We start from the raw sequence: 15027 nt of genomic DNA, 5'->3' as shown, positions 1-15027 counted from the left end.
ACCCAGACTCGACTACCCCCGAAAGGGGCTACCCGATGACCACGGCCGCCGACGGGCTCCTGCGCCCCAGCGACGGCGACGCCCTGCGCGCCGAGCTGCGCGCGCTCGCCGCGCTCAGCAAGCTGCCCGTCGTCTTCGGTGGCGAAGTGCACGCCGGCACGCTGGTGCTCAGCGAGTTCGTCGGGACCCGCACCAACAGCATGCGCGGGCTCGCGGTCACACACAGCTCCGGACTGGGCGGTTCGGCGGTGGCGACGGGCCGCCCGCGCTCGGTGGCCGACTATCGCTCGGCGTCCACCATCACCCACCACTACGACGTTCCGGTGCTGGGGGAGGGCCTGCGCGCGGTGGTGGCGGTGCCGGTGGTGGTGAAGGGCGAGGCGCGGGCGGTGCTCTACGTCGCCAATCGCGAGACGGGGGTGATCGGCGACGGGGTGGCCGACGAGATGATGCAGGCCGCGCGGCGGCTCAGCACGGAACTGGCCATTCGCGACGAGGTGGATCGGCGGCTGCGCCTGTCCTTCGCGCGGGAATCCCTCGACAGCGCCAATGTGATTGCCGCCGAACAACTCCGGGATCTGCACGCGGAGCTGCGAGGGATCACCCAGGCGGTCTCCGACGCGACGGCGCGGGCGCGGCTGCGGGACGTCACGGACAGACTCGCCCGTCTGGTGTCGGGTGTGGCGGCCGCCGACGACGCGGTGAGCCTGGCTCCGCGGGAACTGGACGTGCTGTCCCATATCGCGCTCGGATGCACCAATGTGGAAGCGGCTCAGCGGCTTTCGGTGAGCCCGGAGACGGTGAAGAGCTATCTGCGCAGCGCCATGACCAAACTCGGCGCGCACAATCGCCACGAGGCGGTCGTGCGAGCACGCCGCCTCGGGCTCCTTCCGTGAGTACGTCCTGACAGCGAGCTGGTCGACTAGTCGGTGACCAGGTGGCGGATGGATTCACCGCCCTTGGCGTGATGCAATCTTCCGAACTTGCTGTCGAGCAGGTGCGCCATGCTGTCGGCGGCCCCGGTGTAGGCGTCCTCGACGGTGGCCGCGCGATGGGTGGTCGCGACCGGCGGCTGGCCCTTGGGCCGGGCCTCGAGGGTGCACTTCTTGTCTTCGGAACCACCCTTGTGGCCGTTCACATCGGTGATGTGGGCCTCGACCCGGGTGAGATGGTCCGCGAACCGCTCCAGAATCGCGGCGATGGTATCGGTTGCATCCTGGGCGATCGCGCCGCCACCGACGTTCTTGTCGGCGAAGACCTGGATTTGCATGGCTGGCATCTCCAATCTTCTCGGTAATAGCCGAGAACTTGCTGACATCTTCGACCATACCCACCCCGGCTGAGACTCGCCTGTGGGATCGCTCGCGTGGCGACCGGAATCACCGCGCGGTGAGCCGGTTCACCGCGTGGCGAGGTCCAGGACGGTCAAGGCCAGGTGCTCGGCGGCCGCCGGGTGCCCCAGGGCACGGGCGGCGGCGGAAACGGCTGCGCGGGTCTCGGATTCGGTGAGCAGCTCGGTCAGGGCGGCGTTCAGATTGGCGGCGGTGGCGTCCGCGCCGACCAGGGCGCGGGCGGCATTGTGGTCGGCCAGGATCCGCGCGTTGCGGATCTGCTCACCGCCGACCGAATGCGGGTAGGGGATCAGCACCGACGGTTTGCCCAGGGTGGTGAGCTCCGCGAGAGTGCCCGCGCCGGAACGGGATATCACCACATCGGTCAGCGCGAGCACGTCGGGCAGCTCCGGGCCGATGAACTCGCGCACCAGGTAGCGGCCGCGCACGTCCTCGGGCAGGGTGGCGGCGAAGTCGCGCACCTGTGTGTAGGACAGCCGTCCGCACTGGTGAATCACGTTGGCGGAGTGCAGCAGTTCGGGCAGCAGCTCCCGGATCAGGTCGTTGATCTGCACCGCGCCCTGCGCGCCGCCGGTGATGTAGACGGTCGGCAGGCCCGGTGCGTAGCCCTCCCAGTCGAGCGCCTTGACCGCCGCGGCGGGATCGCCGGTGGTGAGCGCCGGCCGAATCGGGTTGCCGGTGACCAGGGCCCGGCCCCGGACCTTGGCGGGCAGCATGTCGATGGAGGCGTCCGAGGACAGCGCGATGCGGTCGGCCATCCGGGCCAGCAGCAGGTTGGCCTTGCCGATGCCGGTGGTCTGCTCGTGGATCACCAGCGGCCGGCGCCGCAGCGCGGCGGCCATGCCGATCGGGGCGCAGACGTAGCCGCCGGTGCACAGCACCGCGTCCGGCCGGAAGCGGCCCACCACGCCCTGGGCGGTGAGCACACTCACCGGCACCCGCAGCGCGTCGCGGGCATTGTCCTTGTTGAGCATCTTGAGCGGATTGCGGTCGCGCCGCAGCTTTCCGGCCTTGATACCGGTGAAGTCGATGTCGTTCTCGGCCGCCACCCGCTGTTCCAGACTGTCGGGCACGCCGACCCACAGCACGTCGGCGGTGGCTCCGGCCTCGGCGGCCAGATCGCGCAGCGCCCGGACCGCGGCCACCGCCGGATAGGTGTGGCCGCCGGTGCCGCCGCCGGCGACGATCACCCGGACCCGGCCCCGATCGCCCAGCCGCTGCAGGATCGGGGTGCGGTCGGCGGCGGGATTCGACATGAACGATCCTCCTGGGCGGGGTGGGTCGGGTGGGTGAGGCAGAGCCCAGGCTATCCCGGGAACGGCCGCGGGGATCGGTCCGGGAGGTACCGGTCGGTCGGAGAAGATTGCGAGGTGTTGGCGAGACGGCTACGGGCCTTTACCATGGTTGTGACACTGATCACGTTGTCGCAGTAAGAGTCACGTCTTCGCAGTGCAGTTCCGACGCGGTCCCGTTCGGCGTTTCCCGAGTAGCGATATCCCCCAAAGCAGTGCTTTACCGGTATGTCCCTCATTGATCAGCCCAGCGAGAGGGCCCCGCATTGAAGCCCTTCACCCTGCCCGACTTCTACACCCCGCACCCCGCGCGGCTCAATCCCCATCACGACTACGCCCGCGTCCACGCCGCCGCGTGGGCCGAACGCCTGGGCCTGCTCGGCGAGCCCGGGGTCGACGGCAAACCCATCTGGGACGCCGAGAAATTGGAGCGCATGGGGTACGCGCTGCTGTGCGCCTACACCCATCCCGATTGCGACGCCGAGACTTTGGCGCTGCTGACCGAGTGGTACATCTGGGTCTTCTATTTCGACGACTGGTTCCTCGACGCCTACAAGCGCACCGGCAACCGCGCCGAGGCCACCCGCTACCTGGCCCGGCTGGAAGAGTTCATGGCCGAACCGGGTTGTCTCGCACCGGAGCCGGAGAACGCGTCGGAAGCCGGGCTGGCCGATTGCTGGGCCCGCACCGTGCCCGCCATGTCGGAGGACTGGCGGCGGCGCATGCGCCGCTCCACCCACAACCTCATGGTCGAATCCCTCTGGGAACTGGACAATATCGCCCGCGATCGGGTCGCCAATCCGGTCGAGTACATCGAGATGCGCCGCCGGGTGGGCGGTGCGCCCTGGTCGGCGGCCCTGGTGGAATTCGCCTGCGGCGCCGAAGTGCCCGACCGCTTCGCCGACGAGCGCCCGCTGCGGGTGCTGTGCGAAACCTTCTCCGACGCAGTGCATCTGCGCAACGATCTGTTCTCCTACGAACGCGAGGTGCGGGTCGAGGGCGAGAACGCGAACATGGTGCTGGTGCTGGAACGGTTCCTGGGCCTGCCCACCCAGGCGGCCGCCGAGCTGACCAATGACGTGCTCACCTCCCGCCTCAAACAGTTCGAGCACACCGCGCTCGCCGAGGTGCCGCAGCTGTTCACCGAACGCGCCGCCACCCCCGAGGAACAGCTCGCGGTCGCGCGCTACACGCTGGGCCTGCAGGACTGGCAGTCCGGCGGGCACGAATGGCATCTGCGCTCGAGCCGCTACATGAACAGCGGCGTCGATCGCGGGCCGACCGGCCTGGGCACCGCCGGCGCGCGACTGCGGCCGGGCCTGCGCGTGCAACTGAATCAGCATGTGCCGCCGCCCCGGGCGGCGGGTCCGCTGCCGGTCAACGGGCTGGCGATGCCCTACCCCGTCGGCGTGAATCCACATGTCGAGCCGGCCCGTGCGGATGTCGCGGAGTGGGCGGCATCGGTGGGACTGCTGGATCCGCGAGTGGGCTGGACGGCGGAATCGCTGGCCGACGCGGACTTTCCGGCGTTGATGGCCATGATCGACCCCGAGGCCGATGCGGCAACCCTGAAGTTGCGCTCGCGCTGGTGTACCTGGGGAACCTACGCCGATGATCTGGGGACGCGGGTGTTCCGGGCCGATCCCGTCTCGGGGCGGGATCAGTTGCGGCGCTTACCTCTCCAGCTGAGCGATGGTGCGCCCGCGCCGTCCAGCCCGCTCGAATTCGGTCTGGCCGCGCTGTGGCGGGAGACCGCGGCGGTCTGCGACGACAGCGGTCTGAACGGGTTGCGCGCGGCATTGATCGACCTCGTCGACGGCTGGATCACCGTGCTGGAGAACGAGACCCGGCATCGTTTGCCGGACCCGGTCGACTATCTCGAATTGCGGCGCGTCACCTCCGGCGGTCCGTTGTTCGGCGCGCTGGATGCTCTCCATTCGCCCGGAGTTGCCTCGGACCCGGTGATCGCGGAACTCTCGGACTCCAGTATCGTCCGGCAGCTGCAACATTCGGCGCAGGACTTCTGCGGCCTGGTCAATGATCTGTACTCGTATCAGCGGGAAATCGAATACGACCACGAGCTGCACAATCTGGTGTATCTGACGCAGTCGTTCCTGGGCTGCTCGCGCGAGCGCGCCTCGGAGATCGTGGTGGACCTCGCCAACGAACGGCTGACGCAATTCGAACTCGTCGTCCGCGATCAGCTTCCGGGCTTCATGGCCGATCACCAGTTGCCGGAGGAGGTTCGGGCCGCGCTGCTGACGCACGTCGATCGGCTGCGTGATCACATGGCCGGAAACCTGCACTGGCACACCAGGACCGGCCGCTACGCCGCGGCCGCGCTGCGCGCGTCGCGTCCCCGGCCGACCCTCGGCCGCCCACCGGGGCCCTTCGTCAGCGTGCACGCCGCTCCGGCGGCTCGCCGCTGAGCCGGTCCATCCAGGTCTCGCGGGCTCGGTGCCCATCGGATCGGGCGGCGACCCGGTCGGGGGTGGCGCCGAGTCCGGCGACCACGAGTCCGCAGCAGTTCACTGGAGGTTGCCATGAGTTCGTCGACAGCGGCCGGTCCCGCCTTCTCTCACCGGAAAGGCGCGCGGGACAGCGGATTCGGGTCCGGTGACCGGGCCCCGTACCTGCTGCGCCGGGCCAAACGCCTCACCCGGCCGCTGCTGCGGGCCGCGTTCGACACCCTGCCCAGTGAGCTGCGCCTGATGGCCGAGTATCACGTGGGCTGGTGCGATGCGAACGGTGCCGTGACGGCGGGGGAGTCGGGCCGTGGGCTGCGCCCGGCGCTGGTGCTCGCGGCCGCCGCGGCGCTGGACGCCCAGCCGGCCGCCGCCGTGCACGCCGCGGCCGCGGTCGAGATGGTGCACGACTTCACGGTGATCCACGACGACATCGTCGAGGGCGGCACGGTCCGCCGCGGGCGTCCCACGGTGTGGCGGCTATGGGGTGTGGACGAGGCGGTGCTGGTCGGGGACGCCCTGCACAGCCTGGCCATCTGGACCCTGGCCGATGCTCCGGCGACCGCGACCCTGGACAGCATCGCGCGGCTGGCGGACGTGGTCATCGAGCTGTGCTTGGGGCGCCATCACGACCGCGCCCAGGAATCCGGTCCGGCCGTCTCGCTCGCGGAGTGCCTGGAGACGCTGCGGCATCAGCGGGCGGCCCTGCTGGGCTGCGCGTGCGCCATGGGCGCGTTGTGCGCGGGCGCGCCCTCGGAGGTGGTGGCGGCCATGGACCGTTTCGGCCGGGAGCTGGGCATCGCCTGTCAGCTGTGTGACGATCTGCGCGGAATCTGGGGTGATCCAGGCAATCCGAGCCGACCGGTCGGCCATGATCTCATGCGGCGCAAGCGCTCCTTACCCGTGGTGGCGGCGCTGGAGTCGCCCACGCCGGCGGGCCGCGAGTTCGCCGAGCTCTATGCCTCGGACACCGCCCTGGATCGGGAGTCGGCCGCGCACGCCGCGGATCTCATCGCGCGCGCGGGCGGAAAGGCTTGGGCGCAAGCGGAATCCCTGCGCCATCTGCGCGCCGCCGCGGACATGCTGGCGGGGCGTCCCGCCGCGGATCTGCTGGCCTTGGCCGAATGCGTCGTCGCGCGCGGCCGGTGACGCTCCGATATTCGCGCCGAATTCAAATCGGACAAATCAATTCGACCGGGCGGTTCATATTGCGCCGCAATATCATTCCGTAGGGAATTATTGTGACTCCGCGGCGCCCCTGTCAAGAAGACTTAACCCTGGTGGCGGGCGCGTAGCGGACCGCTTGCGCTGGTGATGCTGGTTTCGGTGCCCAGCGAATTCGGTAGCCGCGAAGGGACTTAAGTAATCGATTCGCAGGAATCCATTGCTCCAAAACAGCTGGGCTGTCACGATATTCCACACGCGGTGAGCGGAGTCGGTGCGATTCGCCGTCGAAATATCAACCAGGCGTGCGCGTTTCGCTCTCGGTCGCTGTCGGCCGCGCATTCGCGCCATATCGTCCTGCCTATTTCCCAGGAGTTCGCGCATGACTACGGGACCTGTCGCCGGACCCGGGCGCTCGCCGGCGCTGGACCGCGAGTCGGCCCGCGAACTGGTTCGGGAACTGGCGCAGGCCGCGGCCACCACGCGGACCGGGGTGCTGCGGGTGACCGGGGAGCCGGGCGGCGACCTCCATGTCGTCCACGGGCTGGTGGTCACGGTGGACTCGCCCGGCGCGCCCGGGGTTCGCGAATTGCTCGCGCGCCCCGGGCGCACCTCCGCCGGGGCGGCCGAACTGCGCGTGGTGGCCATGATGGCCGCGGTGGACGGCTGTTTCGCCATCACCTCGGGCTGGATCGGCAACTGCTTCTGGCAGGCGGACGCCCACCCCGAATCCACCGACACGCCAGACGCGCCCGAGGACGCCGCGCCGCAGACGCCCGGCCTCGAACCCGGGTGGCTGCTGCTCGAGACCGAACGGCGGCTGGGCGCGCTCGCCCACGGCCGCGTCTCCCCGCATCGCAATCACCTGCAGCTCACCGAACGCGGCCGGGTACTGCTCAGCGGGCCGGGCAGCGGCCACCGCCGCGAGATCCTGCTGTGGGCCAACGGCCGCCGCAGCTGCCGCGATATCGCGAAGTTGTTGTGCCGCAGCCTGTACGCGGTCACGGTCGAGGTGGTCCGGATGCTCGACGACGACCTGCTCGTCATCGCGCCGGTGGAAGCCGATCCGCCTCCGCTGGACCCCGCCCCCGTCCGCGGCCTGACCGGTCGCACCCTGCTGCCGCGCCGCCGCCGCGGGGCCAGCGGCATCAATGACGCGCTCCCGCCCCGCCCGCCCCAGCCCATGCTGCGCGGCGGCCAACGAAGCCTCACCCCAAGGAAATCAGAGAGGACACCATGAACAATCCGAGCGGAGCCGGCGCACCCGGCAGCATGACGGATCGGGTCGCGACGCTGGTCAAGGTGCTGCGATCGGAGGTGCCCGAATGCATCGCCGCGGGCGCCATCGATATGGCGACCGGCATGTTGCTGGCCGTGGAGACCGTCGACAACCACCCGTCCGAAGTGCTCGATCTGCTGGCCGCGGCCACCCTGGAGCTGTTCCAGGGTCGCAATGTGGTCATGATCGAGAACATCTGGAAGGAGCGCCGCGGGATCCGCCTGGAACGCCACTACTTCCAGGAAATCCTGGTCAACAGTGACAACCTCACCCACCTGTTCGTGCGGACCGAGAGCCGCGAGGACGTGGTCGTGGTGGTGGTGTGCCGCAAATCGGTCAATGTGGGCATGCTCTTCGCCCAGACCCGGCGGGTGCTCAAGGATGTCGGCAGGCTGTGATCACCCGGCTCGGCGCGGACCGGTCAGGGAATCCGGGCCACCGCGCCGAGCATGGACACCGCCTCGGGCCGCGGATGCGGCCGATACTCCTCCGGCCGCCACAGCGTGACCGCGGTGATGCCCGGCGGGACCAGGGTGAAACCGTCGAAGAACTTCGCGAACTCCGCGCTGGACCGCAGTTGGAACGGCACGCCGCTGCGTGAGTTGGCCTCGGCGGACCGCTCCAGATCGTGCTCGTCCATATAGTCGTTGGTGGCGTGCGACATGACCAGATAGCTGCCTGGCGCCAGCGCGTCGGTGAGGGTGCGGACCAGCTCGTAGGGGCGCGCGTCCTCGGTCATGAAGTGCGCGACCGCCACCACCATGAGCGCGACCGGACGGCTCAGGTCGATGGTCGAGAGCAGATCGGGGTGGTCGAGGATGTGGCGCGGGTCGCGTAGGTCGGCGTCCAGGTAGGCGGTCTTGCCCTCGGGGGAGCTGTCGAGCAGGTGGCGGGCGTGCACCAGCACGATGGGGTCGTTGTCCACGTAGACGATGCGGGATTCGGGGGCGATGCCCTGGGCGATCTCGTGCACATTGCCCGCGGTGGGCAGGCCGGTGCCGATGTCGAGGAACTGGCGGATCCCGGCCTCGCCGGTCAGGTAGGCGACGGCGCGACGCAGGAAGTTCCGGTTCTCCACCGCGGCCAGCTGGACCGTCGGGAAGGCCTCGGCGACCGCGTCGGCGGACTCGCGATCGGCGGCGAAATTGTCCTTACCGCCCAGCCAATAGTCGTACCGGCGGGCCGGGTGCGGTTTGGTGGTGTCGACGCGCGCCGCAGCTGAATCCGAGTTCACAACGCTCCCAATTCTTTTCGGCTACTGTCTGACTATGTCAGCTCCAGTTGCGGATCGGTAGCGGCGGCCCCGCGCCCGCGCCCGCGACATCGCCGGAAGGTTCGTCATGCAGTTGCGATACAGCCCGTTCGATTTCGAAGTCCATTCCGATCCGTACCCTTACTATGCCAGGTTGCGCAGCGAGGCCCCGGTCTACCGGAACGAGACCGACGATTTCTGGGCCCTGTCGCGCCACGCGGACGTGCTCGCCGCCCTCCGCGATTCGGACCGTTTCTCCAGCAAGAACGGCCTGCGCATGGAGCCCGCCTTCTGGGGTCCGCAGGCCGAACGCTTCTTCTCCTTCGTCGCCATGGACCCGCCCAAGCACACCCGGCTGCGCGGCCTGGTGACGCGGGCCTTCACCGCGCATCGGGTGCAGGCGCTGGGGCCGCGGCTGCGCGAGATCGCGGTCTCGATGCTGGAACCGCTGCTCGCGCGCGGCAGCTTCGACCTGATGGCGGAGTTCGCCGGTCCGTTCCCGACCGAGGTGATCTCCGAACTGGTCGGCGTCCCCGAGAGCGATCGGGAGATGCTGCGCAAGCTCGGCATGGAGATCATGTACACCGAGGAGGAGTCCACCGACCTGCGGCCCGAGGCCATGCAGGCGATCGGTGCGCTGGTCGGCTACTACACCGAGCTGACCATCGAGCGCAGCAAGTCCCGCCAGGAGGATCTGCTCTCCGGCCTGCTCGACGCCGCCGAGGGCGACGATCGGCTCACCCCCGAGGAGATCGTGGGCGTGCTGATCCTGCTGGTCGGCGCGGGTATCGAGACCAGCATGCTGACCTTCGGCAATGCCTGGAACGCGGCGGCCCTGCACCCGCAGGCGCGTCGCGCCGCCCTCGACGGTCGTATCGACGACTGGATCGCCGAGGCCATGCGCTGGGATCCGGCCACCCAGACCCAGCTGCGCACCACCACCGAGGCGGTCGAACTGCACGGCGTCACCATCCCCGCCGACGCGCGCGTACTGCTGCTCACCGGCGCCGCCAACCGCGACCCGGAGGTCTTCGCCGACCCGGACACCTTCGACCTGGACCGCGACACCTCGGCCTCGCTGGTCTTCGGCAGCGGCCGCCACCACTGCCTGGGCTCCAATCTGGCGCTGCTGGAGCTGCGCACGGCCCTGCGGGAAATCGCTTCCCGCGTCGCCGATTTCGAGGTGGACCTCGCGGGCAGTCAGCGCATCCACGCTTCCAACAACCGCGGCTTCGCCATCCTGCCGACCACGGTCACGCTGCGCTGAACCATCACGGCTCGCCGAATCATCAAGGCTTGCGGGCGATCCCCCGGACCGCCCGTAGGCGCCCGTCGGCCAGTCCTTCGGTCAGGTTCTCGACCTTGGCCGGGAAGTTCGCCACGAAGGCTTGCAGGCCAACGGGATTCGGCGGATTCGCCAGCACCATCCGCATGATGGCGGTCGCCTGCTCGGTGAGGTCCTCCCACCGTTCCACCGTCAAACCCGCTCGTCCGAGTGCCGCGCGTAGTTCGTCGGCGGTCACCAGATGGCTCTGGTCCGCGCGGTCCGCCCACGGGAGCGGGAAGTCGGGTTCGCCCTCGGACGCGGTGGTGATATCCCAGATGGCCAGCAGCCCACCGGCATCCAGCACCCGATGCGCCTCACGGTAGAGGCCGTCCTTGTCGGCGATGTTCATCTGCACGTGCTGGCTGAAGATCGCGTCGAAACTGTTGTCCGCGAACGGCAGTTCGGTGACGTCCCCCTGTCGGACCGAGATCCGGTCATCCAGTCCGACCAGCCGATTGATCCACCGCGCCGTCTCGCAGTAGTCCTCGGTCAGATCCACGGCCGTGACCCGGCATCCCCGGCTGTCGGCGATGAACCGCGCGGTCCCGCCGATCCCGCTCCCGGCATCCAGCACCCGTGATTCCGCGGTGAGTCCCGCCAGCTCCACCAGCGCGCCCGTGGCGATCCGGCCCATGGTGTGGAAGTCCTCCACCAGCGCCAGATCGGTGAGCCGCAGGTGGTCGAGGTCGTACCCGGCCGTGACCAGGGCATTGTGGATGGCGGCCCGGGAGACGCCGAACACGTAGGGCGTATCGATCGACATATCGTTCATAGCGGCGCTCTTCGTTCGAAGGCTCGATGGCCGATTAGTAATCAGCCAATGCTTACATTTTCGAGTATGCGACCGCTTCGGCGCTTCCGCCAGTCCCCATAACGCGCAGGGTATGGCTGAGAGCGCGATACCGGGTGCCGGGATGCCGGTGCCCCATGATGGGAGCGTGCATCGGATCCTGGAATGGCTGCGGCCCTCGCGGTGGGGGTTGCGGATTCGGTCGGCCATCGCGGCCGCGCTGACCGTGGGCGCGGTACTGCTGCTGGCGGCCGGGGTCATGCTCGGACTGTTGAATCGGTCCCTGCTGCGGGAGATCGATACGGCGGCGGCCACCAGAATGGACGCGATCGCCGGTGAGCTGAGCCGGACGCCGGTGGCGGAGCTGCCGGATTCACTGTTCGAGGCGACCGGACAGGTCGGGGTGGTGCAGATCGTCGACCCACAGGGTGGGATCGTGCGGGAGTCGAACGCGAAACTGTCCGTACCGCTGCTGGATCCGGGAACGCTGGGAGAGCGGGAGATCGGGCGCCTGCCCGTCTCGTCCTACGACGAGGATCTGCGAGTGTCCGCGCGCCGGGCGAGCGCGGCGGACGGACGGTACACAGTGCTGGTCGCCGGTGACAGCGAATCCGCCGAGCACACGGTCAAACGGGTGGCGGCGCTGGTGGCGGTGGGCGGGCCGATCGTGGTCGCGGCGGCGGCGCTGGCCACCTATCTGCTGGTCGGGCGCTCGCTGCGGTCGGTCGAGGCGATTCGCAGCCGGGTGGCCGTGATCGGCGCTGCCGGGCTGTCGGAGCGGGTGCCGGTGCCGCCGGCCCGTGACGAGATCGCGCGGCTGGCCCAGACCATGAACGATATGCTCGCCCGGGTCGAGGCCGGGCATGCCGCGCAGCGGCGATTCGTCGGCGATGCCTCGCACGAGCTGCGCAGCCCCCTGGCGGTGGTGACCGCCGCCCTGGAATTGGCCCGGGACCGGCCCGAGGCGCTGGACGCCGAATTGATCAGCGGCACACTGCTTCCGGAGGTCGAGCGGATGCGACTGCTGATCGAGGACCTGCTGACCTTGGCCGCCGCCGACGAGCGCGGCCTCGAGATACGCGGCGACGATGTGGACCTCGACGATCTGGCGGGGGCGCAGGCCGAGGCCCTGCGGGGGCGCGGCGGCCACACCGTGCGCACCGCGATCGAACCGGTGCGAATCCGGGGCGATCAGCCGAAACTGGCTCGGGTGCTGCGCAATATCGTCGAGAACGCCGCCGCGCACGCCCGGTCGAGGGTGGCCGTGACGGTCCTGCGTGAGGGCGACTTCGGGCGCGTCCTGGTCGACGACGACGGTCCCGGTATCCCCGCGGCCGACCGCGAGCGCGTATTCGGCCGGTTCGTGCGGCTGGAGGCCGATCGCGCCCGGGCCACCGGCGGATCCGGGCTCGGTCTCGCGATCGTCGCGGAAATCGTGGCCGCGCACGGTGGTTCGGTCACGATCGGTGAATCACCGTGGGGTGGAGCCCGATTCGTCCTGGATCTACCCGTCGCCGGACCGGCCGGGATCGAGCATCCGATAGCCGACGCCCCGTAGCGTCTCGATGCTCGTCCGGCCGAAGGGCGTGTCGATCTTCTTGCGCAGGTAGCCGATGTACACCTCGACGACGTTCTCCGGACCGTCGTAGTGCGCGTCCCACACATTGCGCAGGATCTCGTGCTTGGTCAGCGCCAAACCCTTGTGCCGCAACAGGAATTCCAGCAGCCCGAATTCCCTGGGGGTCAGGGTGAGCGCGGTGTCCCCGCGCAGCACCGTGCGCCGGGCCGGGTCCAGCACCAGATCACCCGCCGACAGCAGCGACGGTTGTTGCGGCGCCCGCCGGCGCAGCAGAGCGCGCAGCCGGGCGATGAGCACCACGAAGGAGAAGGGTTTGGTCAGGTAGTCGTCCGCGCCGAGATCGAGCGCGTCGGCCTGTTCGTAGTCGCCGTCCTTGGCGGTGAGCATGAGCACGGGCGTGGACACGTCCTGCGCGCGCAGGCGGCGCAGCACCTCGTAGCCGCTCAGCCCGGGCAGCATGATGTCCAGCAGGATCACGTCGAACCCGTCCTCGAGCGCGGCCGCGAGCCCCTCGGTCCCGGTGTGGGCGAGCTGCACGACGAACCCCTCGAGCTCGAGCCCGCGCCGCACCGTTCGCGCCAGCCGTTCCTCGTCCTCGATCACCAGCACCCGCACGGCCACCAGCATGCCCGACCGCCCGGCCCGGGTCGGCGCGGCCCGCTCTCAACGTCCTCTCAGCGATGCCATGGCAACCTCGGTGGCATGCTGTCCTCATCGCCCGCGCAGAAGGAAGAACGCACGACGACACGGCCGTTCCGGTTCCCCGATCGCACGCTCGGCGGCGTGCTGATCGCGGCTACGCTGGCCGCGGTCATCCTCGCCCTCACCTGCGCGGTGGTGTGGGCCGACGGCCCGGCCGGGCCGGACGCCCGTTGGCTGCAGTGGTTCATCGATCACCGCACCGACGCCTGGACGACGGTGGCGAAGGCGGTCAGCGCGGCCGGGGACACCACGACCGTCGCGGTCTACTCCGTCGTGGCCTGTGCGGTGCTCGCCTGGAGGAAGCACCTGGACGACGCGGTACTGGTCGCGGTGACCGCGATCGGCGCCGGCGTGCTCGTCTTCTTCGGCAAGCTGTTGATCGGCCGCGACCGCCCGCCGGTCGTCGACCACTTGGTCACCGAAACCAACCACTCCTATCCCTCGGGCCACGCCCTCGGGTCGACGGTGGTGATCGGCGTCCTGGTCGCCGTCGCCCTGCCGGCCTTGCGCCGCGTCACCCGCGTCATCGTGTCGGCCCTCGCGATCGTGTTCATCCTGGCCGTCGGGATCTCCCGTCTCTACCTGGGCGTGCACTGGCCGTCGGACGTCCTGGCCGGATGGCTCATCGGCGCCTGCTGGCTCACCATCTGCCTGACCTTCCGGCCGCTCACCCACCTGGTGACCGACCGCCTGCCGGCCCGGGGCGGACGCTAGCGGGCGACCGGCCGTCCGGCGGACCAGATCCGCCGGATCCGGGTGGTGGCGGTGATGTCGGTGAGCGGATCCGCGTCGAGCAGGACCAGGTCGGCGCGCAGCCCCGGCGCGATCGTCCCGCGATCCGCGAGACCGAACCGTTCGGCGGGCCCGGCCGTCGCGGAGCGCAGTGCCTCGGCGGGCGAGAGTCCGGCCGCGACCAGCAGCTCCAGTTCGTAGTGCAGGCTGGCGCCGAACGCGGGATTCATGGGGACGCCGGGGTTGGCGTTGGCGTCGGTGCCCGCGAGGATCGGGATGCCCGCGGCGTGCATGGCGGCGACCGAGGCCAGGCACGCGCCGAACGCGTCGGGGAAGCCCTGGCTCGCGGCCATGCCCTCCATCATGGTGAGGGTGGGGACGACGATCGTGCCCTCGGCGGCGATCCGTTCGATGGTGGCGGCGGGGAGCGGATGGCCCGCGGGGACATGGGTGATGACGTCCGCGCCCGCGTCCAGCGCCATGGTGTACGCGCCCGGGGTGGCAGCGTGGGCGATGACGAGCAGGCCGCGATCATGCGCCTCGGCCACGACGGCCTTGGCCGAGGCGGCGTCCGGGCCGCCCTCGCCGGGAGCCTCCAGCACCAGCTTGATGTAGTCGGAGCCGGTCGAGTGACGCTGGGCGACCGCCGATTCGGCCTGCTCCGCGCCCCGGATGATGGCGGGTTCGCCGAGAAACCGGCCGTGCATGCCGTCGGGTCCGACGATGGCGCGGCCCGCGCTGCGAATATCGCTGGTGCCGACGGTGTTCCGGAGGTCGGCGACCACCTCGGGCTCACACGTCATGTCCAGCCCGGTGGTGACGCCCTGCGCGGCGAGCAGTCCCGGGGTGTCGTGATCGTGAATGTGGATGTGGGCGTCGATGAGGCCGGGCAGCAGGACCGCGCCCGCCGCGTCGATTCGGACGGCTCCGGTGTCGTCGGCGCCGATGATCTCGCCGTCGATGACGATCGTGGTCGGTTCGGTGAGGCCGCGGCCGTCGAAGACGCGCACATTGTCGAGGGCGGTCCGGCCGGTGCTGGAAGAGGTCACCTGTGCAGCATCCTCCCGATTCGGGTTGTGCGACGGCGTAATCG

The 15027-nt window shown here is 69.8% G+C and carries 14 protein-coding genes; 8 read left to right on the top strand and 6 right to left on the bottom strand.

Annotated features, from left to right (window positions below; genetic code table 11):
* Positions 1–35 precede the first annotated feature (35 nt).
* Positions 36–896 carry a response regulator transcription factor gene (locus tag ACWELJ_RS00535; RefSeq protein WP_452364038.1) on the top strand — a complete coding sequence of 287 codons (861 nt, stop codon included), beginning with the start codon at positions 36–38 and terminating at the stop codon, positions 894–896.
* Between the two features lie 26 nt (positions 897–922).
* Here the strand turns inward: ACWELJ_RS00535 and ACWELJ_RS00530 are convergent, their stop codons facing one another.
* The gene (locus tag ACWELJ_RS00530; RefSeq protein ID WP_452364037.1) at positions 923–1279 is read right to left on the bottom strand and encodes a ribosomal subunit interface protein; all 357 of its coding nucleotides are present in this window, start codon (positions 1277–1279) and stop codon (positions 923–925) included.
* A gap of 120 nt (positions 1280–1399) precedes the next feature.
* Positions 1400–2608 (bottom strand): UDP-N-acetylglucosamine--N-acetylmuramyl-(pentapeptide) pyrophosphoryl-undecaprenol N-acetylglucosamine transferase, encoded by a 1209-nt coding sequence (locus ACWELJ_RS00525; protein ID WP_452364036.1) that lies wholly within the window; start codon positions 2606–2608, stop codon positions 1400–1402.
* 302 nt (positions 2609–2910) lie between these two features.
* Here ACWELJ_RS00525 and ACWELJ_RS00520 point away from each other — a divergent pair, with 302 nt between their 5' ends.
* From ACWELJ_RS00520 to ACWELJ_RS00505, 4 genes are all read left to right on the top strand, one after another.
* On the top strand, positions 2911–5073 hold the full coding sequence (locus ACWELJ_RS00520; RefSeq protein WP_452364035.1) for a terpene synthase family protein: 2163 nt from the start codon (positions 2911–2913) through the stop codon (positions 5071–5073).
* A 114-nt stretch (positions 5074–5187) separates the two neighbouring features.
* Complete coding sequence (locus tag ACWELJ_RS00515) at positions 5188–6258, top strand: polyprenyl synthetase family protein (RefSeq protein WP_452364034.1); 1071 nt, start codon at positions 5188–5190, stop codon at positions 6256–6258.
* Positions 6259–6655: 397 nt separating this feature from the next.
* On the top strand, positions 6656–7513 hold the full coding sequence (locus tag ACWELJ_RS00510) for a hypothetical protein (protein WP_452364033.1): 858 nt from the start codon (positions 6656–6658) through the stop codon (positions 7511–7513).
* A complete protein-coding gene (locus ACWELJ_RS00505; protein ID WP_452364032.1) occupies positions 7510–7950 on the top strand; it encodes a hypothetical protein in 441 nt (146 codons plus the stop codon). Before ACWELJ_RS00510 ends, ACWELJ_RS00505 begins: the two co-directional genes overlap by 4 nt.
* Positions 7951–7973: 23 nt before the next feature.
* Here ACWELJ_RS00505 and ACWELJ_RS00500 read toward each other — a convergent pair whose 3' ends face one another.
* Positions 7974–8786, bottom strand: a complete 813-nt coding sequence (locus ACWELJ_RS00500; protein ID WP_452364031.1) for an SAM-dependent methyltransferase — start codon at positions 8784–8786, stop codon at positions 7974–7976.
* A gap of 172 nt (positions 8787–8958) precedes the next feature.
* On the opposite strand from ACWELJ_RS00500, the gene ACWELJ_RS00495 reads away from it, so the two are divergent.
* Entirely contained in the window at positions 8959–10071 is a 1113-nt protein-coding gene (locus ACWELJ_RS00495; protein ID WP_452364030.1) for a cytochrome P450, read from the top strand.
* 22 nt (positions 10072–10093) lie between these two features.
* On the opposite strand, the gene ACWELJ_RS00490 is transcribed toward ACWELJ_RS00495, so the two are convergent.
* On the bottom strand, positions 10094–10903 hold the full coding sequence (locus tag ACWELJ_RS00490; protein WP_452364029.1) for a class I SAM-dependent methyltransferase: 810 nt from the start codon (positions 10901–10903) through the stop codon (positions 10094–10096).
* A 166-nt stretch (positions 10904–11069) separates the two neighbouring features.
* Here ACWELJ_RS00490 and ACWELJ_RS00485 point away from each other — a divergent pair, with 166 nt between their 5' ends.
* Positions 11070–12479: a sensor histidine kinase gene (locus tag ACWELJ_RS00485; protein ID WP_452364028.1), complete on the top strand. Its 1410-nt coding sequence runs from the start codon at positions 11070–11072 to the stop codon at positions 12477–12479.
* Here ACWELJ_RS00485 and ACWELJ_RS00480 read toward each other — a convergent pair.
* Positions 12426–13115 (bottom strand): response regulator transcription factor, encoded by a 690-nt coding sequence (locus ACWELJ_RS00480; protein WP_452364076.1) that lies wholly within the window; start codon positions 13113–13115, stop codon positions 12426–12428. The genes ACWELJ_RS00485 and ACWELJ_RS00480 overlap by 54 nt on opposite strands.
* 87 nt (positions 13116–13202) lie before the next feature.
* Here ACWELJ_RS00480 and ACWELJ_RS00475 point away from each other — a divergent pair, with 87 nt between their 5' ends.
* A complete protein-coding gene (locus tag ACWELJ_RS00475; protein WP_452364027.1) occupies positions 13203–13916 on the top strand; it encodes a phosphatase PAP2 family protein in 714 nt (237 codons plus the stop codon).
* Here ACWELJ_RS00475 and ACWELJ_RS00470 read toward each other — a convergent pair.
* A complete protein-coding gene (locus tag ACWELJ_RS00470; RefSeq protein WP_452364026.1) occupies positions 13913–14983 on the bottom strand; it encodes an amidohydrolase family protein in 1071 nt (356 codons plus the stop codon). The genes ACWELJ_RS00475 and ACWELJ_RS00470 overlap by 4 nt on opposite strands.
* Positions 14984–15027 lie beyond the last annotated feature (44 nt).

This window comes from Nocardia sp. NPDC004582 (assembly GCF_053602115.1).
Note: the sequence above shows the minus strand (reverse complement) of the source record. Positions and strands in the feature narration are given on the sequence as shown.

Bases quoted from the DNA above. Each gene is read 5' to 3' on its own strand.
- ACWELJ_RS00535 (WP_452364038.1), top strand. From the start codon at position 36: ATGACCACGGCCGCCGACGGGCTCCTGCGCCCCAGCGACGGCGACGCC.
- ACWELJ_RS00530 (WP_452364037.1), bottom strand. From the start codon at position 1,279: ATGCCAGCCATGCAAATCCAGGTCTTCGCCGACAAGAACGTCGGTGGC.
- ACWELJ_RS00525 (WP_452364036.1), bottom strand. From the start codon at position 2,608: ATGTCGAATCCCGCCGCCGACCGCACCCCGATCCTGCAGCGGCTGGGC.
- ACWELJ_RS00515 (WP_452364034.1), top strand. From the start codon at position 5,188: ATGAGTTCGTCGACAGCGGCCGGTCCCGCCTTCTCTCACCGGAAAGGC.
- ACWELJ_RS00510 (WP_452364033.1), top strand. From the start codon at position 6,656: ATGACTACGGGACCTGTCGCCGGACCCGGGCGCTCGCCGGCGCTGGAC.
- ACWELJ_RS00505 (WP_452364032.1), top strand. From the start codon at position 7,510: ATGAACAATCCGAGCGGAGCCGGCGCACCCGGCAGCATGACGGATCGG.
- ACWELJ_RS00490 (WP_452364029.1), bottom strand. From the start codon at position 10,903: ATGAACGATATGTCGATCGATACGCCCTACGTGTTCGGCGTCTCCCGG.
- ACWELJ_RS00475 (WP_452364027.1), top strand. From the start codon at position 13,203: ATGCTGTCCTCATCGCCCGCGCAGAAGGAAGAACGCACGACGACACGG.